The 21,585-nt window shown below is 72.2% G+C and carries 18 protein-coding genes; 6 read left to right on the top strand and 12 right to left on the bottom strand.

The window, feature by feature from the left end:
- The coding region (locus AB0P24_RS43000) for a hypothetical protein (RefSeq protein WP_365804038.1) at window positions 1-237 on the top strand (237 nt) is incomplete at its 5' end.
- 205 nt (window positions 238-442) lie between these two features.
- On the opposite strand, the gene AB0P24_RS42995 is transcribed toward AB0P24_RS43000, so the two are convergent.
- A complete protein-coding gene (locus AB0P24_RS42995; RefSeq protein ID WP_365804036.1) occupies window positions 443-1,450 on the bottom strand; it encodes a stage II sporulation protein M in 1,008 nt (335 codons plus the stop codon).
- A 129-nt stretch (window positions 1,451-1,579) separates the two neighbouring features.
- On the opposite strand from AB0P24_RS42995, the gene AB0P24_RS42990 reads away from it, so the two are divergent.
- Entirely contained in the window at window positions 1,580-2,527 is a 948-nt protein-coding gene (locus tag AB0P24_RS42990) for an RDD family protein (RefSeq protein WP_365804034.1), read from the top strand.
- A gap of 50 nt (window positions 2,528-2,577) precedes the next feature.
- On the opposite strand, the gene AB0P24_RS42985 is transcribed toward AB0P24_RS42990, so the two are convergent.
- From AB0P24_RS42985 to AB0P24_RS42950, 8 genes are all read right to left on the bottom strand, one after another.
- On the bottom strand, window positions 2,578-3,204 hold the full coding sequence (locus AB0P24_RS42985; protein ID WP_365804032.1) for a hypothetical protein: 627 nt from the start codon (window positions 3,202-3,204) through the stop codon (window positions 2,578-2,580).
- A 193-nt stretch (window positions 3,205-3,397) separates the two neighbouring features.
- Window positions 3,398-4,855, bottom strand: a complete 1,458-nt coding sequence (gene ahcY / locus AB0P24_RS42980) for an adenosylhomocysteinase (RefSeq protein WP_365804030.1) — start codon at window positions 4,853-4,855, stop codon at window positions 3,398-3,400.
- Between the two features lie 304 nt (window positions 4,856-5,159).
- Complete coding sequence (locus AB0P24_RS42975; RefSeq protein ID WP_365804028.1) at window positions 5,160-6,140, bottom strand: cation diffusion facilitator family transporter; 981 nt, start codon at window positions 6,138-6,140, stop codon at window positions 5,160-5,162.
- A gap of 160 nt (window positions 6,141-6,300) precedes the next feature.
- A complete protein-coding gene (manA, locus tag AB0P24_RS42970) occupies window positions 6,301-7,452 on the bottom strand; it encodes a mannose-6-phosphate isomerase, class I (RefSeq protein WP_365804026.1) in 1,152 nt (383 codons plus the stop codon).
- A 207-nt stretch (window positions 7,453-7,659) separates the two neighbouring features.
- Entirely contained in the window at window positions 7,660-8,787 is a 1,128-nt protein-coding gene (locus AB0P24_RS42965; RefSeq protein WP_365804024.1) for an SIS domain-containing protein, read from the bottom strand.
- 75 nt (window positions 8,788-8,862) lie between these two features.
- Complete coding sequence (locus AB0P24_RS42960) at window positions 8,863-9,033, bottom strand: Trm112 family protein (protein ID WP_181809261.1); 171 nt, start codon at window positions 9,031-9,033, stop codon at window positions 8,863-8,865.
- Between the two features lie 254 nt (window positions 9,034-9,287).
- Window positions 9,288-10,655 (bottom strand): phosphomannomutase/phosphoglucomutase, encoded by a 1,368-nt coding sequence (locus AB0P24_RS42955; protein WP_365804022.1) that lies wholly within the window; start codon window positions 10,653-10,655, stop codon window positions 9,288-9,290.
- A 531-nt stretch (window positions 10,656-11,186) separates the two neighbouring features.
- Entirely contained in the window at window positions 11,187-11,612 is a 426-nt protein-coding gene (locus AB0P24_RS42950; RefSeq protein ID WP_365804044.1) for a DUF3499 domain-containing protein, read from the bottom strand.
- Window positions 11,613-11,889: 277 nt separating this feature from the next.
- On the opposite strand from AB0P24_RS42950, the gene AB0P24_RS42945 reads away from it, so the two are divergent.
- Window positions 11,890-12,342, top strand: coding sequence for a metallopeptidase family protein (locus tag AB0P24_RS42945; RefSeq protein WP_365804042.1), 453 nt, complete (start codon window positions 11,890-11,892; stop codon window positions 12,340-12,342).
- Between the two features lie 23 nt (window positions 12,343-12,365).
- Here AB0P24_RS42945 and AB0P24_RS42940 read toward each other — a convergent pair whose 3' ends face one another.
- The 3 genes from AB0P24_RS42940 to AB0P24_RS42930 form a co-directional block, all read right to left on the bottom strand.
- The gene (locus tag AB0P24_RS42940) at window positions 12,366-13,856 is read right to left on the bottom strand and encodes a DUF5719 family protein (RefSeq protein ID WP_365804020.1); all 1,491 of its coding nucleotides are present in this window, start codon (window positions 13,854-13,856) and stop codon (window positions 12,366-12,368) included.
- Entirely contained in the window at window positions 13,853-17,572 is a 3,720-nt protein-coding gene (locus AB0P24_RS42935; protein ID WP_365804018.1) for a glycosyltransferase, read from the bottom strand. The genes AB0P24_RS42940 and AB0P24_RS42935 overlap by 4 nt, the downstream gene beginning before the upstream one ends.
- A gap of 207 nt (window positions 17,573-17,779) precedes the next feature.
- The gene (locus AB0P24_RS42930; RefSeq protein WP_003975777.1) at window positions 17,780-18,043 is read right to left on the bottom strand and encodes a WhiB family transcriptional regulator; all 264 of its coding nucleotides are present in this window, start codon (window positions 18,041-18,043) and stop codon (window positions 17,780-17,782) included.
- A gap of 623 nt (window positions 18,044-18,666) precedes the next feature.
- Between AB0P24_RS42930 and AB0P24_RS42925 the strand changes: the two genes are divergently transcribed.
- Genes AB0P24_RS42925 through AB0P24_RS42915 form a run of 3 tightly spaced genes read left to right on the top strand, consistent with a single transcriptional unit; the run spans window position 18,667 to window position 21,500 of the window.
- A complete protein-coding gene (locus AB0P24_RS42925) occupies window positions 18,667-19,167 on the top strand; it encodes a cysteine dioxygenase family protein (protein ID WP_365804017.1) in 501 nt (166 codons plus the stop codon).
- A gap of 33 nt (window positions 19,168-19,200) precedes the next feature.
- Window positions 19,201-20,160 carry a 2-phospho-L-lactate transferase gene (gene cofD, locus AB0P24_RS42920; RefSeq protein WP_365804015.1) on the top strand — a complete coding sequence of 320 codons (960 nt, stop codon included), beginning with the start codon at window positions 19,201-19,203 and terminating at the stop codon, window positions 20,158-20,160.
- Entirely contained in the window at window positions 20,157-21,500 is a 1,344-nt protein-coding gene (locus AB0P24_RS42915; RefSeq protein ID WP_365804013.1) for a coenzyme F420-0:L-glutamate ligase, read from the top strand. Before cofD ends, AB0P24_RS42915 begins: the two co-directional genes overlap by 4 nt.
- Window positions 21,501-21,585 lie beyond the last annotated feature (85 nt).

Genomic DNA, 21,585 nt, shown 5'->3' with positions numbered 1-21,585 from the left:
GCGTTGACTTTTGGCACGCTGTTGAGTTCTCAAGGAACGGTCGCTTCCTTTGTACTCACCCTCTCGGGCTTTCCTCCGGGCTTCCCTTCGGTGTTTCCAACCTTACCAGATCCGTTTTCCGTTCCGTTTCCGGTCGGAATTCGTTTCCGGTGGCCGCTGGAGGGCCAGTCGCCTTTGATTGTCTTTCGACTCTCTTTCGGCGATTCCGACTTTATCAGAAGTTCTCGGCCGGTCTGACCGGCCACTCATCTCTGAGTAAATCGGAGGTGGCTTCGATGTTCGGAGAGGACTCTCTCCGTTGTGAAGCAGATCGATTCTAACGATCAGCCCCGAACTTGTCCAGTTCTAGGCAACTGTTTGAATCTACCTCCCCATCCCACCCGTGTCAACAGGTCCTCCGGGGCGAAGAGGAGACTAGCAGCTCACAGGAGGTTTCCGCACATCAGGCGGCCGTGGGGACGAGCGCGCTGCGCTCGGTCTCCTCAAGATCACCCGTCTGGCCGGCCCGAGCGGCACGGCCCCCGATGACGAAGACGTAGGCGAGGAAGGCCAGCTCAGCCGCTACTCCGATGCCTATCCGTGCCCATGTCGGCAGGCCGGACGGGGTGACGAAGCCTTCGATGGCGCCGGAGACGAACAGGACGAGAGCCAGGCCGATCGCCATGCCCACGGCGGCGCGGCCCTCTTCCGCCAGGGCCGTACGGCGGCTGCGCGGCCCTGGGTCGATGAGCGTCCAGCCGAGGCGGAGTCCGGTTCCCGCCGCCACGAAGACCGCGGTGAGTTCCAGCAGCCCGTGCGGGAGAACCAGGCCCAGGAAGGTGTCGAGGCGGCCGGCCGAGGACATCAGGCCGAAACCGACGCCCAGGTTGAGCATGTTCTCGAAGAGGATCCAGAGGACCGGAAGGCCGAGAAAGACGCCCAGGACCAGGCACATCGCGGCGGCCCTGGCGTTGTTCGTCCACACCTGGGCCGCGAAGGAAGCCGCGGGATGGCTGGAGTAGTAGGTCTCGTACTCGCCGCCGGGGCGGGTCAGCTCGCGGAGCTGGCTGGGGGCCGCGATGGTCGACTGCACGTCCGGATGGGTGCCGATCCACCAGCCAAGGGCTATCGCTATGGCGGTGGAGACAAGCGCCGTGGGGACCCACCAGTGGCGGGAGCGGTAGACGGCGGCCGGGAATCCCTGTCCCAGGAACCGGGTGACATCGCGCCAGGAGGCGCGGCGGGTGCCGGTCACAGCACTGCGCGCGCGTGCCACGAGTTGGCTGAGGCGTCCGGTGAGCTGTGGATCGGGAGCGCTGGACTGGATCAGGGAGAGGTGGGTGGCGGTGCGCTGGTAGAGCGCGACGAGTTCGTCGGCTTCGGCTCCGCTGAGGCGGCGCTGGCGGCGGAGGAGTGCGTCGAGACGGTCCCACTCGGCTCGGTGTGCGGAGACGAAGACGTCGAGATCCATCGGGTCTGCCTGCTCCTCGGCTGGTCGTCGACTGCCTGTCTTAGCTGTCAGCTTGTCGTACTGCGGCGCGATGCGCCCTCAGCTTGGCAGACTTGCGCTGTACGGGGCAGACCAGGGAAGGCGGCGGGCGTGAGTGAGCTGGTGACGGGCGAGGCGGTGGCGCTCGAACTGCGTCCCGCGAGGCTGCCGAGCAGGGCACTTGCCGTGCTGCTCGACCTGATCGTGGCCTTCACCGTGTACATCGGTGTCTCGATCGGTCTGGCGGCGGCCACCGCCTCGCTCGACGACGCCGCGCAGCTCGCCCTGGCGATCGCGGCCTTTCTGCTGGTGCTGGTGGGTGGGCCGATCGCGGTGGAGACGCTGAGCCACGGGCGCTCGCTCGGGAAGCTGGCGTGCGGACTGCGGGTCGTACGGGATGACGGCGGGCCCATCCGGTTCCGGCACGCGCTGGTGCGGGGTGCTCTCGGTGTGGTCGAGATTCTGATGACCTTCGGGGTCGTCGCCTGTATCGCCTCGCTGATCTCGGCACGTGGGCGGCGGCTGGGGGACGTGTTCGCGGGGACCCTGGTGGTGCGGGAGCGGGTGCCCGTCGGGCAGGCCCGTTTCGTTCCGCCGCCTCCGCCCTGGCTGGCGGGACGTTTCGCCGAGCTGGACCTGTCGGCCGTTCCGGACGGGCTGTGGCTCGCGGTCCGGCAGTACCTGACGCGGATGCAGCAGCTCGATCCGCAGGTGTCGTGGGCGATGGCCGCACAGCTGGCGGGCGATCTCGCGACCCGGACGGGGACTCCGGCGCCCCCGGACATTCCGCCGGCGGCCTATCTGGCGGCAGTGGTACAGGAGCGACAGGCTCGCGAGGCCCGGCGGGCCTTCGCCGCCCATGCTCCTGCGTCCCCCGCCACCCCCGGCTTCGCGTACGCGCCTCCGGTACCCGGCGTGCCTCCTGCCCCTGCCCCTGTCTCCGCTCCTGTCTCCGCTCATTCCCCCACGCCCGCTCCTGTCCCTCCGCGGGCGGTGCCCACGGCTCCGCCCGCGGCAAAGACCGAGCGGCCGGCCACCGGGTTCGTGCCGCCGGCCTAGGCACGCTCCGGCCTGTCGGTCCGCTGGGCGGCCGGCCCGCCGGCGGCTGTTCAGTCGTCGGGGCCGGTGAAGACCGACGGCGGTGACTGCAGGTCCTCCAGCTCGATTCCGGGCGCCGCCAGGACCACGTCGCCGGCGAGGTGCACCAGGTGCTGTTCGCCCGTGTCCAGGGCTGTGACCTGGTATTCGTCCACGGTCAGAGGGCCGTTGTCAGTGGCGTGTGTTTCGCTTTTCAGCAAGGCCCAGGACTGGTCCACGGTGCGCGGGGCGAGGACCGGGTCCGTGAAGGCCACGAGGCGTACGCGGGTCGCGGCGGCGGAAGGGGTGAGGCGCAGGAGACGAGCGATGGCGATCAGGAACGCGGGGGACGTGCCGGTGAAGGCGTGGGCGCGCACATTGCCTTCGGTGGCATGAGTGCCGGTGGGGTCCGTGCGGACCCAGGTGACGCCGTCCAGGGCGGCGCCGCGCACCTGCCAGCTCCCGGCGTGGAGTTCGAGGCGGACGGGGCGGCCGAGGTCGTCGAGGGCGAGATCGACGGAGCCGCCGTGGTCACCGGAGGGGGTGGTCACCTGGGAGACGTACCGCCAGCCGGAGGGGCCGGGGGCGCACTGGAAGTGCTCTTCACCGAGGGGGGTGTGATCGTGCGGATCGTGGAGCGAATAGCGGCCGCGGGGCATGGGGGTCCTGGGGCTTGACGGGGTGTGGGTCCGGCGCTCGGACCTGCGGTACGGCCGCGCGGGCGGTCGGGCGGGCCAAAGGGGCAGGCCCCCGGCACGGGGGTGCGGGGGCCTGCCTCGGTGGACCGGAGGACCTCCCGCCGGGAGAGCGCGCGGTGCACGGGTCGCGCTTCCCGGTGGGCAGGGCCCGGACTCAGTAGCGGTAGTGGTCCGACTTGTACGGACCCTCGACCTGCACGCCGATGTACGCGGCCTGCTCGGGGCGCAGCGTCGTCAGCTTCACGCCGAGCGAGTCCAGGTGCAGGCGGGCGACCTTCTCGTCGAGGTGCTTGGGCAGCGTGTAGACGCCGACCGGGTACTCGTCGGGCTTGGTGAACAGCTCGATCTGGGCCAGGGTCTGGTCCGCGAACGAGTTGGACATCACGAACGAGGGGTGGCCGGTGGCGTTGCCCAGGTTCAGCAGGCGGCCCTCGGAGAGGACGATGAGCACCTTGCCGTCGGGGAAGGTCCAGGTGTGGACCTGCGGCTTGACCTCGTCCTTGACGATGCCGGGGACCTTGGCGAGGCCGGCCATGTCGATCTCGTTGTCGAAGTGGCCGATGTTGCCGACGATGGCCTGGTGCTTCATCTTGGCCATGTCCGAGGCCATGATGATGTCCTTGTTGCCGGTCGTGGTGACGAAGATGTCGGCCTTGTCGATGACCTCGTCGAGGGTCGTGACCTGGTAGCCGTCCATCGCGGCCTGCAGGGCGCAGATCGGGTCGATCTCGGTGACGATCACGCGGGCGCCCTGTCCGCGCAGGGACTCCGCGCAGCCCTTGCCCACGTCGCCGTAGCCGCAGACGACGGCGGTCTTGCCGCCGATCAGGACGTCGGTGGCGCGGTTGATGCCGTCGATCAGCGAGTGGCGGCAGCCGTACTTGTTGTCGAACTTCGACTTGGTGACGGCGTCGTTGACGTTGATCGCCGGGAACAGCAGGACGCCGTCGCGCTGCATCTCGTACAGGCGGTGGACGCCGGTGGTGGTCTCCTCGGTCACGCCGCGGATCTCGGACGCCAGCTGGGTCCACTTCTGCGAGCCGTCCGTGATCGTGCGGTGCAGGAGTTCGAGGATGACGCGGTGCTCGTCGGACTCGGCGGTGTCGACCGAGGGGACCTTGCCGTCCTTCTCGTACTCGACGCCCTTGTGGACGAGGAGGGTGGCGTCACCACCGTCGTCGAGGATCATGTTGGGGCCGCCGGTGGGGCTGTCCGGCCAGGTCAGCGCCTGCTCGGTGCACCACCAGTACTCCTCCAGGGTCTCGCCCTTCCAGGCGAAGACCGGGACGCCCTGCGGGTTGTCGGGCGTGCCGTTCGGGCCGACGGCGATGGCGGCGGCCGCGTGGTCCTGGGTGGAGAAGATGTTGCAGGACGCCCAGCGGACCCGTGCGCCCAGGGCGACCAGGGTCTCGATCAGGACGGCGGTCTGCACGGTCATGTGCAGGGAGCCGGTGACACGGGCGCCGGCCAGCGGCTTGGTCTCGGCGTACTCCTTGCGGATCGCCATCAGGCCGGGCATCTCGTGCTCGGCGAGGGTGATCTCCTTGCGGCCGAACTCGGCCAGGGAGAGGTCGGCGACCTTGAAGTCCTGTCGGTTGTCGACAGTCGTCATTGCGAGCTGCTCCTCGGGTTGGGTCGAGGGTGGGTACGGCTGGTCTGCGCGGCGGCGGACACAGGGGTGCCCGAGAAGAGGACACAGGCATGCCCACGTACGCGCAGCGCAGTCCGTCGGAGGCCCTCTCTCCCTCGGTCGGTCCGTGCTGGACCGCCCGACCGCCATCAGCAGCGACGTCTGGCTTCGACCCAAGCTACACCGGAGAAGCGGGCTGCCCCCAGTCCGCCTCCGAACAGATCACGCCGTTCGAGGGGAGTGAGCGCGGTCGGCCGGGAGGCGGTGTGCGGGGAGATCGGCGGGATCAGTGGCCGGTGGGGTGGGGGGTCGGGCCGCCGGGGGTGGCTTCCGGGTCGGGGCCCTTGGCGGCCTCCGCGTCGCTGTAGATGTCGGGTTCCAGGTAGATCACGCGGGCGATGGGGACCGCGGTGCGGATGCGGGCCTCGGCGGCGTCGATGGCCTGGGCGACCTCGGCGGCCGTGTTGTCGTGCTGGACGGCGATCTTGGCGGCGACGAGGAGTTCCTCGGGGCCGAGGTGGAGGGTGCGCATGTGGATGATGCCGGTGACCGCGTCGCCGTCGACGATCGCGGCCTCGATCTTCTTGACCTCCTCGACGCCGGCGGCCTCGCCGAGCAGGAGCGACTTGGTCTCGGCGGCGAGGACCAGGGCGATCAGGACGAGCAGGACGCCGATGCAGACGGTGCCGATGCCGTCCCAGACGCCGTCGCCGGTGAGCAGGGCGAGGCCGACGCCGAGGAGTGCGAGGACGAGGCCGATGAGCGCGCCGAAGTCCTCAAGGAGGACGACCGGCAGTTCGGGGGCCTTGGCGCGGCGGATGAACTGTGACCAGGACAGCTTGCCGCGCAGTTCGTTGGACTCCTTGATGGCCGTCTTGAAGGAGAAGCCCTCGGCGATTATCGCGAAGAAGAGGACGCCCACCGGCCAGTACCAGTGCTCCACTTCGTGCGGGTGGCTGATCTTCTCGTAGCCCTCGTAGATGGCGAACATGCCACCGACCGAGAAGAGGACGATGGAGACGAGGAAGGCGTAGATGTACCGCTCCCGGCCGTAGCCGAAGGGGTGTTGGGGGGTCGCCTCGCGCTGGGCCTTCTTGCCGCCGATGAGCAGCAGGAACTGGTTGCCGGAGTCGGCGAGCGAGTGGACGCCCTCGGCGAGCATCGACGAGGAACCGCTGAACGCGAACGCCACGAACTTCGATGCCGCGATCGCGAGGTTGGCGCCGAGTGCCGCCACGATCGCCCTGGTGCCGCCTGACGCGCTCATGTGTTCGCGTTGTCCCTTCTCGTTCTCGCCGGTACTCGTCTTTGCCCGTGCTTTGCCGGTGGGTCATTCTTGCAGCCCGGTCCGGGAGCGACTCGTCAGGTGTCCACACTCCCGGTACGGCAATCAGACTCCACCGGACTTCGCGAGAAGCGCGGGCCTCTCAGACGACCACTGTGGCGCGGAACACGGTGCCCGCGCCCGACACCTCCGCCTTCTCGTCCGCCGGCACGAACACCGACCGGCCCGGGGCCAGGTCGTACTCGCCGACGCGGACCGTGCCGGCCGTGCAGAGCAGGATCTGCGGGGTCGGCAGGGTCAGGTCGTGGGCGGCGGTGCCCTCGGGCAGGACGTAGCGGGAGAGCCGGAACTCGTCGATCGGCGTCTCGTAGACCTCCTCGCCGTCCGGGGCCGCCTCGGGGCGCAGCACGCCCGCGTCGCCCGCCTCGAAGCGGACGATACGCAGGAGTTCGGGGACGTCGACGTGCTTGGGGGTCAGGCCGCAGCGCAGGACGTTGTCGGAGTTGGCCATGATCTCGACGCCCAGGCCGTTGAGGTAGGCGTGCGGGATGCCGGCGCCGAGGAAGAGGGCCTCGCCGGGCTGTAGGCGGACGTGGTTGAGCAGCATGGCGGCGATCACGCCGGGGTCGCCCGGGTAGTGGTGGGCGATGTCGGCGTACGGCGCGTAGTCGCCGCCGAGACGGGTGCAGGCGGCCGTTGCCTCGGCGACCGTGTGGGCCATCTCCTCGCGGTCGGCGCTGAGGATCGCGGTGAGGACCTCGCGCAGGGCCGCGTCCTCGGGGTGGGCGCGCAGCACGTCGACGTAGGGCTTGAGGGAGTTCACGCCGAGGCCGTCGAGGAGTCCGGCCGACTCCTCCGGGGCACGGAAGCCGCACAGGCCGTCGAACTCGGTGAGCGCGCAGATCAGTTCGGGCTTGTGGTTGGCGTCCTTGTAGTTGCGGTGCGGGGCGTCGACCGGGATACCGCGCCGCTCCTCGTCCTCGTAACCCTCCCTGGCCTGCTCCAGGTTGGGGTGCACCTGGAGGGAGAGCGGGGCGCCGGCGGCGAGGATCTTGAGCAGGAAGGGCAGGCGCGGGCCGAACTTGGCCACGGCCGCCTCGCCCAGTTCGCCCTTCGGGTCCGCGTCGATGACCTCGACGAGTGTGCCGCGCGCGGTGCGCGAGGGGGCGCCCGGGTGCGCGCCCATCCACATCTCCGCCTGCGGCTCGCCGCTCGGCTCGACCCCGAGCAGCTTCGGGATGGCGGTCGGGGAACCCCAGGCGTAGGGGCGGATGGTGTTGTCGAGGAGATCCATGACTTCTCTCTGCGGGTTCTTTCTGCGGGGCGGGGCGAACCGGGGCACGTGGAAGCACACGGCGCGTCGGACGCGTCGGACGACGGTGTACCGCGCCGGTGTCCGGTGTTCGTGTCCGTCACCGGGTGTTCCCTGCCGGCTCGCCTGCGATACGGCCCTCAGGTCGTCCTTCGTGCGGCGGGTCCGGTGTCGGTGCCGGTGTCCACCTCAGGCCCTCGAAGCAAGCGCCAGGTAAACGGCGGCGAAATCCGTGACGGCGATCAGTTCCGCCAGGGTCTCCAGTTCGCCGCCCGCCTCGGGCTCCAGTTCGCTGATCGGGGTGTCGTGGCTGAGGGCGAGGTCACGGGCGGCGGGGGCGGCGGTGAGGCCGCCGATGGGGCGGTCGCGGAGCAGCACCACGCGTGCGTGCAGCGCGGGCGGCTCGTCCACGCGGTCGCGGAAGAAGTCGTCGGGGTCGGCGCTGGCGGCGAGCGGGCCGGCGAGCAGGGCGGCGTGGGCAGCCAGGGCCTCGGGAAGCTCGGCGACCAGGGCGGGGCGGCCGGCCAGTTCGGCGAGGGCGGCGGCGAAGCGGCGGCCGGCCGGGCCTGCGGAGTCGCCCTCCGTCCAGATCACCGGGAGCGCGTCGGCGAGTTCCGCGGCGAGGGTCTTGGCCGGGTTGCTGTAGGTCACGATGGCCGGGCCGCAGCGCTCGGCGATGTGGTCGAGGCGGTCGGCGACCTTCTCCAGGGCGTCCGGCGGGGCGGTGACCAGGCCGATCCGGTCGAGGAGCGTGAGCAGTGGGGTGAGCAGCGCCCACAGCACGCCCGGGGAGGAGCCGGCGAGCGGCTCGCCCTGGTCGTACGGCGCCGTCGCCATCGGCATGAACAGCCCGTGGGCGCCGGCCACCGCCTCGTCGAGCGGGGTGCCCGCGGGGGCCACGGCGGCGACCGAGCAGCCGCGCCGGTAGGCCTGGTCGGCGAGGAGGGAGAGGCTGGGTTCGGCGCCGTCCGGGGTGGCGATCAGCAGCAGGTCGACGGGGCCGGCCCAGCCGGGCAGTTCCCAGCGCAGGGCGCCGGCGGCCGGGGCGACGCCGGTGGGGGCCAGGCGGGTGACGGGGCTGCCGGGGCCGGCCAGCGTGCCGAGGAGGTCGGCGGCGTGGGTGGCGGCGGCGCCGGGGCCCGCGATCAGGACGGCGCGCGGGCGGCCGTCGGGCTTCAGTTCCTGGACACCGGCCTCGGTGGCGTGCCTGGCGGCCGTACGGACGCGGGCGCCTGCCTCGGCCGCACCGCGCAGCAGACCTCGGCGGTCGGCCTCGGCGAGGTCCTCCGGGGTGTCGAGCAGCGATTCGTCGAGCATGGCGCGGCCTCCGGTGCCGGGGTCCTGATCCTTGTCCTGATCTTGATCTTGGTTCGGGGCGCTGCCGTTGTGGCGTTACGCCGGGCGGCGGGCCTCGTCGACGAGGAGGACGGGGATGCCGTCGCGGACGGGGTACGCCAGGCCGCAGTCCTGGCCGGTGCAGATCAACTCGGCGTCCTGCTCCTTGAGGGCGGCGTGGCAGGCCGGGCAGGCGAGGATCTCCAGGAGGCCGGCTTCGAGCGGCATGGGGGTTCCCTTCGGGGTGGATGTTCGCGTGCGGTCAGGTTACCGCCGGTGGGGTGGATTGGGCTGGCCGCCGGTGGCCGGTGACCGTCCGCCGGGGTGACCGCCCAGGGCGTTCCGCCTCCCTGGACCCGCGAGACCTCCGCCCACCCCTCGCCCGACTCGGTCGGTCGAGAGGCGAGGGGTGGGGCGGCTTGTCGGGGGAAAGGTGCGGGGCGAGGCGGCTCGGGCGGCGGGAAGGTCCGGGCTGGTCTCGGTCAGCCTCTGATGATCGCCAGGACCTCGTCCCGGATCTTCGTCATCGTCGCCTCGTCCCTGGCCTCCGCGTTCAGGCGCAGGAGCGGTTCCGTGTTGGAGGGGCGGACGTTGAACCACCAGTCGGCGGCGGTGACGGTGAGGCCGTCGAGGTCGTCGAGGGTGAGGTCGTCGCGGTCGCCGTAGGCCGTGCGGATCGCGGCGAGGCTGGCCTGCTGGTCGGTGACCGTGGAGTTGATCTCGCCGGAGCCGGTGTAGCGGTCGTACTGGGCGACGAGGGAGGAGAGGGGCGCGGACTGGCCGCCGAGGGCCGCGAGGACGTGCAGGGCGGCCAGCATGCCCGTGTCGGCGTTCCAGAAGTCCTTGAAGTAGTAGTGGGCCGAGTGCTCGCCGCCGAAGATCGCGCCGGACCTAGCCATCTCGGCCTTGATGAAGGAGTGGCCGACGCGGGTGCGGACGGGGGTGCCGCCGTTCTCCCGGACCACCTCGGGGACGGTCCAGGACGTGATCAGGTTGTGGATGATCGTGCCCTTGCCGCCGTTCCTCGCGAGCTCGCGCGCGGCGACGAGGGCGGTGATCGCCGACGGAGAGACCGGGTCGCCGTTCTCGTCCACGACGAAGCAGCGGTCCGCGTCGCCGTCGAAGGCCAGGCCCAGGTCGGCGGACTCGGCGCGCACGCGCTGCTGGAGATCCACGAGGTTGGCGGGGTCGAGCGGGTTGGCCTCGTGGTTCGGGAAGGTGCCGTCCAGCTCGAAGTACATCGGGACCAGAGTCAGCGGCAGACCCTCGAAGACCGTCGGGACCGTGTGGCCGCCCATCCCGTTGCCCGCGTCGACCACGACCTTCAGCGGGCGGATGGAGGTCAGGTCCACGAGCGAGCGCAGGTGGGCCGCGTAGTCCGGCAACGTCTCGCGGGTGGTGAGGGTCCCCGGCGTGGCGGCCGGCTCGGGGGCGCCCTCCCGGGACCAGCGCTCGGCCAGCTCCCGGATCTCCACCAGGCCCGTGTCCTGGCCCACCGGCGCGGCTCCCGCGCGGCACATCTTGATGCCGTTGTACTGCGCCGGGTTGTGCGAGGCCGTGAACATCGCGCCGGGCAGGCCGAGGGCGCCCGAGGCGTAGTACAGCTGGTCGGTCGAGCACAGGCCGATCTCGGTGACGTCGACGCCCCGGGCCGCCGCGCCGCGCGCGAAGGCGCGGGACAGGCCGGGTGAGGAGGGCCGCATGTCGTGGCCGACGACGATCGCGGCGGCACCGGTCACCTGGACGAACGCGGCGCCGAACAGCTCGGCGAGCGCTTCGTCCCACTGGTCCGGGACCACTCCGCGCACGTCGTACGCCTTCACGATCTGCGACAGATCAGCAACAGCCACCGGGCAGCCCTCCAGGAATCCTCACGGTCGCCCCAAACTACCTGTCCCGGGTGCGGGACCGACGCGGGAGTCCCCGGCGGACACCGGCGGACACCCTGCGGACCGCCGGCTGTGCTCTGCGGCGATCCGGCCCTGCCGAGCGCGGTCGGCAGGAGCCGAGGGCTGAGCGGTCGGGACCGGTCCCGCTCTCCGACGCCCGGGACAGCGACTCCCGCACGGTCGCCGCCCATTCCGCGGCCGCCACGGGCGCGTGCCCGCGCGGGACGACCGCCGTGGTGACGATCGGAAAGGGTGAGAGGACGATCGGAAAGGGTGAGAGAGGGTGAGAGATTTCCTCCGACCGGTTCACCCTTCCGGTTGACGACGTCGGGGGAGGACCGGTCGCAGCCCCGCTCCGGCTGCGCGGCCAGTTCTCGGCCGGCGGGATCCGGGCGGTCGAGAAGACCTCGGTGATCAGGGCGTACGGGACGCAGGCGCGCGTGCGGCACACGAAGGAACGGTTCGCCGCTCGACGTCGGCTGCGCTGTGCCGTCAGTCGTCCGGTGACCGCAGCACCCGCAGGTGGCCGCGCCGTGCGACCTCCATCGGGTCCGCGCCACGGCCGCCGCCGGCCGCCTCGGCCGCCCGCCCCTGGGGGCGGGCCGCCTCACGCACCGCGTTGGCGAGCGCCTCCAGGTCGTCCCCGCTCGGCCGCGCGGGAGCGGAGCCGTCGAGGAGCCGGACGACCTCCCAGCCGCGCGGGGCGGTGAGGCGCTCGGAGTGCTCGGCGCACAGGTCGTAGCAGTGGGGTTCGGCGTAGGTGGCGAGCGGGCCGAGGACCGCGGTCGAGTCGGCGTAGACGTACGTCAGCGTCGCGACGGCGGGTCGGCCGCAGGCAGTTCGCGAACAGCGACGTACAGGGCTCACGACGTTGGACGGTACCGCACTCTTGAGCGGGCCGCGACGACTCTCCCCCAGGTCACTCCACCGTGTCGTACTGTGAAACGCCCCACACCCCCTTCTGAGACGCCCAGTTGACCTGCGCGGAAGACGTGGGCCGGGGCCATGCTCAGCATCGCATCCGGTCACGAGTCGGTACAAGCACCGTCAAATGCCTTGAGCCGGCCGGTCTCGTGGAGATACGGAAACGAGCCCGACCTTGGCTGGAACAGTCATCCCGCGACATGCCCCACCGGACGGTGTCGGTGCGTGCAGCGGCGCGGCCGGAGCCCGCGGGGACTAGGCTTCACCAGTGATGGACAACCGTGTACCGCCCCGTGCCGCCGACCCCGGGCCTCGTCGACGCGATCGCCACGGTCGGGGCATGCGCGGGCCGATCGCCCCACCTCAGGTGCCGCTGGCCGCGAGCCGCGCCGACGTGTTCGCGGACCTGGTGCAGGACTCCGTGGAGCGCCTGGAGCGGCGCTGGCCGCAGCTCGCCGACATCGATTTCCTGGTCCTTGAAGTCCCCCGGCTCCAGGACCGGCACGCGGATACCTGGAGCGACGACGCGGTGCCGCTGGGCGGCACCATCCCCGCGCGCGAAGGCCGCCGGGCACGCGTGGTCGTCTACCGGCGGCCGGTCGAGATCCGCACCAAGGGACGCGACGAGCGGGCCGCGCTGGTGCACGAGGTCGTGGTGGAGCAGGTCGCCGAGCTGCTCGGCCTCACCCCGGAGACGGTCGATCCCCGCTACGGCGAGGACTGAGCCCCCGGCGCCCCCGCCCGCCGCTACTTCTGCAGGACCGACACGTCCTGGTCCGCCTCCGGTACGGCCACCGTGCCGCGGTCGTCCGGGAGGGTCTGGATCGTGAAGCCCGGGACGCCGCCCTCGGTGGCCGCCAGGGTGCGGGCGCCGTAGACCGGACCACCGGAGACCGTCTCCACGGTCAGGGCGTAGGTGCCCTTCAGACCGGACGGGACCGGGGCGTCGACGTTCTGGGTGGTGCCGGACTTGATCGTGAACGTCTTGGACACCGCCGTGCCGCCGCCGCTGCCCGCCGACGCCGTGACCTTGACCTGGGCGGTCCCGGTGGGCGCGGTCAGGGAGAGGGTGGTGCCCTTGCCGCTGTTGTCGGCGGACGTCGCGCGCGTGCCGACCGGCGCGGTGGCCGGGATGTACGCGGTCTCCTGGTTGCTGCCCTTGCCGCGGGTGACGCGCAGGGCGGCCACCACCGGGACCGACTGGTCGCTGGGCGTGAGGATCAGCGAGCCCGCCTCGCCGCGGGTGACGTCGCCGAGGTCGGTCGCGGTGGTCATGCCCGACTTCACGTGCAGCGTCTCGCTGCCGGCCGGGGTGATCGTGCCGTCCGGGGAGGCGAGGCGCACCTTCAGGTCCGCGTCGCTGTCACCGGTGGTGAAGGCGATCAGCCGGACGTCGGTGGCGTCCTTGGGGATGCCGGGCAGCACCAGGCTGCCGGACGGGTCGGCGCCGGCGGCCAGCCAGTCGCCGCCGGACTTGTCGTCCAGTGCCTGCACGCTGGCGCCGACCCGGCCGCTGCGCACGCTCACGTGCACGGTCAGGTCGGTCTGCTTCTCCTCGGTCAGCGTCGACAGCAGGACCGGCTCACTGGCGTGCGGCTGGACCGTGATGCCCTCCCCCACCGAGGACTTGAGCTGGCCGTCCTTGCCGTACAGCTCGATGTCGACCACGGCGGCGCTGTCGTCGGGGTTGGTGAGGTGCACGTAGTCCGTGCGGCTGGTAGCCGTGCTGGCGCCGGGGAACCAGAAGTCGGTGTCGGCCGCCGTGCAGGTGACCCCCTGGAGGCCGCGCCCGGTGCCCGCGGCGACCTCGGTGGTCTCCTGGACCGTCCAGCCGGGGGCGTACTTGCCCTCGGCGGTGCCGACGTAGGCGGGCCCGTCGGCGCCGGAGGTGTCCCCGGTGGCCGGGGTGCCGGGTGTCCTGGGGGTGAGCACGGGCTTGGCGGCCTTCTTCTTGCCCCCGCCGGTCCCGTCCGCCGACTGCTCGGTGGCGGCCTGGAGTTGGGCCTTGCCGTCGCTCGTGGTGCCCTGGGTGACGGGCGTGAACGACGTGTACGAGGTGTCGGCGATGTCGGACAGGCTGGGCGCCGGGCACAGCAGCGTGGTCCGCTCCACGGGCAGCTGGGCGGCCGCGTCGGCGGTGTGCGCGGGGGCCGCGGCCGGCTGGTCGATCGCGGCGAACCCGGTGACCGCCGCGAGGGCGGCCGTACCGGCGAGCAGGGACAGGGTGGTGCGGTTCACTGCTGGCTCCCGTCGTGGTGCTCGCCGCCGGTGCCGTGGTGGTGCTGGGCGGCCGGGTCATAGGCGGGGTCGTAGCCCTGCTGGTACGTCGGGTCGTACGCCGTCTGCCCCTGCTGTCCGCCGTAGGCGTACGGGTCGTACTGGCCGGTCTGGTACGGGTCGTACGTCTGCTGGTCGTAGCCGCCGGTCTGGTACTGGCCGGTGCCGGCGCCCTGGTACTGGTCGGGGTAGCCGGTGTCGTAGCCGTCGGCCGCCGGGTAGGAGGCGGGATCGCTCCCCCAGGCTCGGCCGTCCTCGCCCGGCGGGACCCCCGTCTCATACGACTGCTGGTGCGGGACCGCGACCGCGGGCTGCTCCTCCTCGGCAGCCGGGAAGTCGGTGTCCTCCGGGGTCTCCGAGGCCTCCTGGAACTCCTCCTCGGCCTCCGCCTGGGCGCGCAGGCGGCGGGCGCGGCGGCCCTCGCCCTCGACGGCCTGGGCGGGGATCGGCTGCTCCTCGGGCAGGTCGTCGTCGACGTCGCGGCGGCGGCCGGGGAGGGCGAGGACGATCAGGACGACGGCGAGCGCGCCCTGCGCCCACAGCCAGGCGGTGTGGGCGATCGGCGTGTCGTAGGTGACGTCCAGCTTCCCGCCGGCGGCGGGGAGTCGGAAGCCCTGGGCCCAGCCGTCGACGGTGGTGCGGGTGAGCGGCTTGCCGTCCAGGGTGGCCGTCCAGCCCGGGGAGGCCGAGTCGGCCAGGCGCAGGATGCGGCCGTCGGCGCCGGTCGGGACGGTGGTGTGGATGTCGACGGGCCCTGCGGGGACGGAGTCGGGGGTGCCGGAGCCGTTCGCCGAGACGATGGCCGCGCGGGAGACCTGCCGGTCGACGCGCCACAGGGCGCTGCCGTTCTGCTGGCTGAGCCGGGACAGGCCGGGCGTGGCGTCCAGCACGCGCGTGATGTCACGCGGCGCGCCCTTGTGGACGAGGACGTAGCGCACCGCGAACCCGCCGAGCTCGTCGGCCTGGTCGGCGCCGGAGCCGGCGACCAGGTTGGCGACCACCTTGTCGAGCCTGGCGTTCTCGCCGTCGGCGGTGGCCGCCTCGGCGTCTCCCATGCGGGCGCCGGAACCGCGCACCAGCATGTAGCTCACGCGCGCGGTGCTGTCGCTGTCGAGGACGAGGGTGCGGACCTGGTCACTGGTGGTGCTGTCCTCGGCGACGAACGCGGGCACCTGGCTGGGGTCGCGCCGTTCGACCGGGCCGTCGGCGCCCGCGATCATCCAGCCGGCGGCGAGCAGCAGCGGGCCCGCGGCGGAGGCGAAGGCGATCAGCGCGGCCACCGGCTGGCGCCAGCCGAAGCTCTGCTCGGCGACCCGCGAGCGCGCCCCGTCCGCGCCGAGCGCGGCGGCGGACAGGAGGGCGATGCCGTAGACGAGGGTCGCGGGGCCGGCCCAGGTGGACTGGTTGGACAGCACGGCGAAGACCAGGGCGACCAGGGCGACCGCCCAGGCGGTGCGGACCGCCGACTGGCGCTCGGAGCGCAGCAGGGCGGCGAGCGCGGCCAGCACGACACCGATGAGCATCAGCCCGTCGACCGTGCCGGGGCCGCCCGGGCTGGCGCCGAGCAGGTCGAGGGCGGAGGCGGCCGAGGAGCCGTACTCCAGACCGGCCTCCTTGAAGAAGCCGGACGGCAGCAGGGTCAGCGACCAGGGGGCGAGGACCAGCAGCGGGGTGCCGAGCTGGGCCAGCAGCCGCAGGCCGGAGGCGACGAGGTCGGAGCGGCGGACGGCGAGCACGGCGAGGCCGAGGACCAGGGCGATGGGCCAGACGATCGGCGTGAACGCGGTGGTGATGGTCAGCAGCAGCGCGTACGCCCAGGTGGCGCGCCAACTGCCGCGTGCTCCGGAGGAGTTCGCGAGGCCGCTGGCCGCGATGCCGGCGCGGGCGATCAACGGCAGCAGGATCGCGAGGACGGCGGTGCCGATGCGGCCGCCCGCGAGGGCGCCGGTGGCGGCGGGCAGGAAGGCGTAGGCGACGGCCGCCCAGGCGCGCAGCAGCCGGGAGGTGACCAGCGGGCGGGAGGCGAAGTAGGCGGTGAATCCGGCCAGCGGTACCGAGGCGACCAGCAGCACGGTGACCGCGAGCCCGGTCGAGCCGAACAGCAGGGAGGCCAGCGCGGCGACGATCGCGAGGTACGGCGGTGCGGCCGGGGTGCCGCCGGCGCCGACCGCGTGCCAGGAGTCCAGGTAGCGCGACCACAGCTCGCTCGCGGTGCCCGGGGCGGGCAGCAGGGCGCCGCCCGCGAGCGCGCCGGAGCCGAGCAGGGCGCGGCAGGCGGCCAGCGAGATCAGCAGCAGCACCAGGAAGAGCACCGGGCCCGGCTTGCGGGCGATGCGCCTGAGGCGGGCGAACTGCTCGATCTCCAGGAATTCGGCGTCGTCGCCGCCGGGCCCGGACTCGACGGCACCGCCGTGCCGGCCGGCCGCGGAGATCTCGTCGTCGCCGCCGAAGAAGTTGCCCGCGACCTGCTCGACGGTGGCCCGGACGGTGGCGCCGGGCGGCGGGAACAGGGGGCGCAGCTCGCCCTTGTCGAGGTGGGAGCGGCCGCGCCTGCGCCGCCCGGCGATGATCCGCTCGGGCCGCAGCAGGGTGCCCAGCAGGCCGCGGATCTCGTCGAGGGCCTGCCCCGGGACCTTGCCGACGAGGTAGGCGACGGTGCGCAGCAGGGTGCCGAGGACCAGGCGGAGCAGGATCCAGGGCAGCGCGGCCGTACGGGCGTTGACCAGCAGGGTGTAGATGGCGCCGGCCTTGTCGACCTTGTGCGGGGAGGCGCTGGTGCGGCCGGCGCAGTCGACGGTGCGGCGCTCGCGGGAAGCGGCCTCGGCGTGCCGTACGACGGCCTCGGGAGCGACCAGGACACGGTGGCCCGCGTTGTTCGCGCGCCAGCACAGGTCGACGTCGTCGCGCATCAGGGGCAGCCGGCGGTCGAAGCCGCCGAGCTCCTCGAAGACGTCGCGGCGGATCAGCATGCCGGCGGTGGAGACGGAGAGCACCGGCCGGACGTGGTCGTGCTGGCCCTGGTCCTGCTCACGGCGGTCCAGGCCGGTCCAGCGGCGGCCGGAGTTGGCGATGGTGACGCCGACCTCCAGCAGCTGCCTGCGGTCGTACCAGCCGCGCAGCTTGGGGCCGACGACCGCCACGTCGTCGCGGCCCAGCTCCATCTCGTTGTCCACGACCCGCAGCAGCTGCGCCAGGGCTTCGGGTTCCGGGGCGCAGTCGTCGTGCAGCAGCCACAGCCACTGGACCGGCTCGCCGTACGGCAGCTCGGGCATGTCGTAGGCGTCGTCGCGCCACTGCCGGTTGACCGGGTCCCAGCCGCTGGGCCGCTTCAGGTACGGCAGGTCGTCCGGAGTGAGGACGGGCGCGGTGCGGCTCGCCTCCTCGACGGCCTGGCCGAAGCCGGTGCGGCGGGCGAGGTGCAGGACGTTGGCGTCGCCGAGGGACGCGGTGAGCTGCTGGGCGGAGTCGTCCGCGCTGCCGGTGTCGGCCGCCACCGCGTACTGGACGGGGCGCTCCTGGCCGAGCAGCCCGGCGAGCGCGTCGGGCAGCCAGCGGGCGCCGTCGTGGGAGACGATCACCGCTGTCACCACGTGACGCGGAAACTCAGGCGGGCGGGTTGGGTCAAACCCCGCTGTGGCAGCCGTCTCTTGGGCTGCCGTGTGGCTGTGCACGGACATCGAGGTACGGGCCCCGGTTCGATGGACTGCGGTGGACTCCTGCGCCCGCTGGTGGCGGCGAGGCGTCTCGGACGAGCGACCACACTATCGGCTGGGCATGTCGACGGCCCGCCGCCTGTGGACAACCACCGGCGACGGGCCGTTCGCGCAGCTCGGATGTGTGCGTTGTGTGGACGTCCGGCTCGGACACCCGGCTCGCCGTCCGCTTCAGACGGCGGCCTTCTTGAGGCGGCGGCGCTCCCGCTCGGACAGTCCGCCCCAGATACCGAACCGCTCGTCGTTGGCGAGGGCGTACTCAAGGCACTCGGAGCGCACCTCGCAGGCGAGGCAGACCTTCTTGGCCTCTCTGGTGGAGCCGCCCTTCTCGGGGAAGAAGGACTCGGGGTCGGTCTGGGCGCACAGCGCGCGCTCCTGCCAGCCGAGTTCCTCGTCCGCGTCGTCGACCAGCAGTTGCTGCACCAGCTCGGTCATGTGCGCCCCTCGTCTGTCTTTCACGTCCCCGTGCCTGGCCGTTACCGATTTCGGCTGAACGACACGAGTGAAATTACAAGTGTGCTGCTCCGGGCGAGTCAAGCCGAGATCTGCTATTGGGCCCGTTATTCACTCTGCGGAACCAAGGCCGTGCGGAAAGTGTTCAAATCGCCATAAACCTTGATATGCAGACGAGGCCCCGCGCGGGCCTCCGACCCCATACAGAGGTTGTACGGAGAAGGACGCCCAGATGTTCGATCGCGTTCCGAAGCGGCTCGCTCGCCCGGTTGTGCGCCATGTGTCCCGGGTGCCCGCTGAGCAAACCTTTCGGCTGCGAGATGGACCGGATGAGGTGAACCGTGTCCCACATACCGGGCGTCGAGTTGACACGGGAGGTGTGAACCGATGTTCTTGTGGGCATGCTCGCGAACTTGGCACTCACCTCGACCCGCACCGCCGGGTCCCACGGTGCTGCCCGTGCTCGCTGTAGCTGTTGCTGTTCCAGCTGTTGAGCCGTGGCGGTGTCCGACCGCTCCCGCTCCGGCTGCAGACCGAGTCCCCCGGACTCGGTCTTCGCTTTTCGTTCCCCGCTGACCTCCTTCACTGAGGAACCACCGCACCCCATGAACAGCGACAGCGACCTCCAGATCGCCGGCGACATCCTCGAAGTCACGCACCTGCTGCAGCCCCCGCGCGAGCACCCGGTCACCGTGGCCGAGTTCGTCGGGCTCGCCCGCGCGATCGCCGCCGACCGCGCGCAGTGGGAGCACCTCGTCCGGTACGACGCGACCAGCCGCTGGTACCACCGGCTGCGCACCGGCCCCGGCTACGAGGTGTGGCTGCTGTCCTGGGTGCCCGGACAGGGCAGCGGACTGCACGACCACGGCCGCTCCTCCGGCGTGCTGACGGTCCTGGAGGGCGCGCTCACCGAACGCACCGAGCGCGGCACACGCGCGTTGGGCGCCGGTGCACAACGGGTGTTCGCGCCGGGGTACGCGCACGAGGTGGTGAACGACGCACTGGAGCCGGCGGTGAGCCTGCACGTCTACTACCCGGGGCTGACCGAGATGCCGATGCACACGGCGTCCGCCGCCGCTTGCGAGGCCCGTCCCGTGACTGCGTGACGCGTTGTCGGACCAGCCTGCAAGACTTGGCGCATGCGCATTGTGGTTCTGGCAGGCGGCATCGGCGGTGCCCGGTTCCTGCGCGGTCTGAAGCAGGCCGTGCCGGACGCCGAGGTGACCGTCATCGGCAACACCGGGGACGACATCCACCTCTTCGGGCTGAAGGTCTGCCCGGACCTCGACACGGTGATGTACACGCTCGGTGGCGGCATCAACGAGGAGCAGGGCTGGGGGCGGGCCGACGAGACCTTCCACCTCAAGGAGGAGCTCGCCGCCTACGGGGTGGGGCCCGAGTGGTTCGGGCTCGGTGACCGGGACTTCGCGACGCACATCGTGCGCTCCCAGATGCTGGGCGCCGGATATCCGCTCAGCGCGGTGACCGAGGCGCTGTGCGACCGCTGGAAGCCGGGCGTGAAGCTGATCCCGATGACCGACGACCGGGTCGAGACCCATGTGGCCGTCGAGGTCGACGGCGAGCGCAAGGCCGTGCACTTCCAGGAGTACTGGGTACGGCTGCGGGCGGGCGTCCCCGCCGAGGCGGTCGTGCCCGTGGGCGCCGAGCAGTCCAAGCCGGCGCCCGGCGTCCTGGAGGCCATCGCCGCGGCGGACGTGATCCTCTTCCCGCCGTCCAACCCGGTGGTCTCCGTCGGCACGATCCTCGCGGTGCCCGGCATCCGGGAGGCGATCGCGGACGCCGGGGTGCCGGTGGTGGGCCTCTCCCCCATCGTCGGGGACGCCCCGGTGCGCGGGATGGCCGACAAGGTGCTCGCGGCGGTGGGCGTGGAGTCGACGGCGGCGGCGGTCGCCGAGCACTACGGCTCCGGGCTCCTGGACGGCTGGCTCGTCGACTCCGTGGACGCGGGCAGCGTCGCGCGCGTGGAGGAGGCCGGCATCCGCTGCCGGGCCGTACCGCTGATGATGACGGACCTGGACGCGGCCGCGCAGATGGCCCGGGAGGCGCTGGCGCTGGCCGAGGAGGTGCGCGGGGCATGACCGACGCGACCGACGACACGACCGCTGCGGCCGACGCGGTGCCCGCGTACCGGGTGTGGGCGCTGCCCGGGATCCCCGAGGTGCAGGAGGGCGAGGACCTGGCGAAGCTGATCGCCGCGGCGGAGCCGGGGCTGGCCGACGGTGACGTGGTGATCGTCACCTCCAAGATCGTCTCCAAGGCCGAGGGGCGGATCGTCGAGGCGGCCGACCGGGAGGCGGCGATCGACGCCGAGACCGTGCGGGTGGTGGCCCGGCGCGGGCCCCTGCGGATCGTGGAGAACCGGCAGGGGCTGGTCATGGCGGCGGCCGGGGTGGACGCGTCCAACACCCCGGCCGGGACCGTGCTGTTGCTGCCCGAGGACCCCGACGCCTCGGCGCGTGCGGTCCGCGCGGGCCTGCGGGACGCGCTGGGCGTCAACGTCGGGGTGATCGTCACGGACACGTTCGGGCGCCCCTGGCGCTCGGGGCTCACGGACGTCGCCATCGGCGCCGCCGGCGTGGCGGTGCTGGACGATCTGCGCGGGGGCGCGGACGCGTACGGCAATCCGCTGGCCGCGACGGTCGTCGCCACGGCCGACGAACTGGCCGCCGCCGGTGACCTGGTGAAGGGCAAGGCGACAGGGATGCCGGTCGCCGTGGTGCGGGGCCTCGCGCATGTCGTGGCGGACGCCGGCGACGCCGGGGACGGCGCGCGGGCGCTGGTCCGGGACGCGGGCAGCGACATGTTCCGGCTCGGGACGTCCGAGGCGGTCCGCGAGGCGGTGACGCTGCGGCGGACGGTGCGGGCGTTCACCGACGAGCCGGTCGACCCCGGGGCGGTACGGCGGGCGGTCGCCGCGGCCGTGACCGCGCCGGCGCCGCATCACACGACGCCGTGGCGGTTCGTGCTGCTGGAGTCGGCCGAGGCGCGCGTGCGGCTGCTGGACGCGATGCGGGACGCGTGGATCGCCGACCTGAGGAAGGACGGCAAGTCGGAGGAGTCCGTCGCGAAGCGGGTGCGGCGGGGGGACGTGCTGCGGAACGCGCCGTACCTGGCCGTGCCCTGTCTGGTGATGGACGGGTCGCACACGTACGGGGATCTGCGGCGCGACGCCGCCGAGCGGGAGATGTTCGTGGTCGCGATGGGGGCCGCGGTGCAGAACTTCCTGGTCGCGCTGGCCGGGGAGCAGCTGGGGTCGGCGTGGGTGTCGTCGACGATGTTCTGCCGGGACGTGGTGCGGGAGGTGCTGGCGCTGCCGGCGGGGTGGGAGCCGATGGGGGCGGTCGCGGTGGGGAGGGCCGCGCAGGAGCCGAGGGCGAGAGCGCCGAGGGAGGCCGGGGACTTCATCGAAGTGCGGTGAGTTGTTGCCGCCTTCGGTTCAAGGTCCACCGGTTCGCCGGCGAGTGCACGTCGCGGGGGTTGATCGCGCCCACGCCGCGGCAGCC

This window comes from Streptomyces sp. NPDC086519 (assembly GCF_040686075.1).
Classification (GTDB): Bacteria; Actinomycetota; Actinomycetes; order Streptomycetales; family Streptomycetaceae; genus Streptomyces; species Streptomyces shenzhenensis.
The sequence above is the reverse complement of the archived record's forward strand: the minus strand, read 5'-3'. Positions and strand labels throughout refer to the sequence as shown.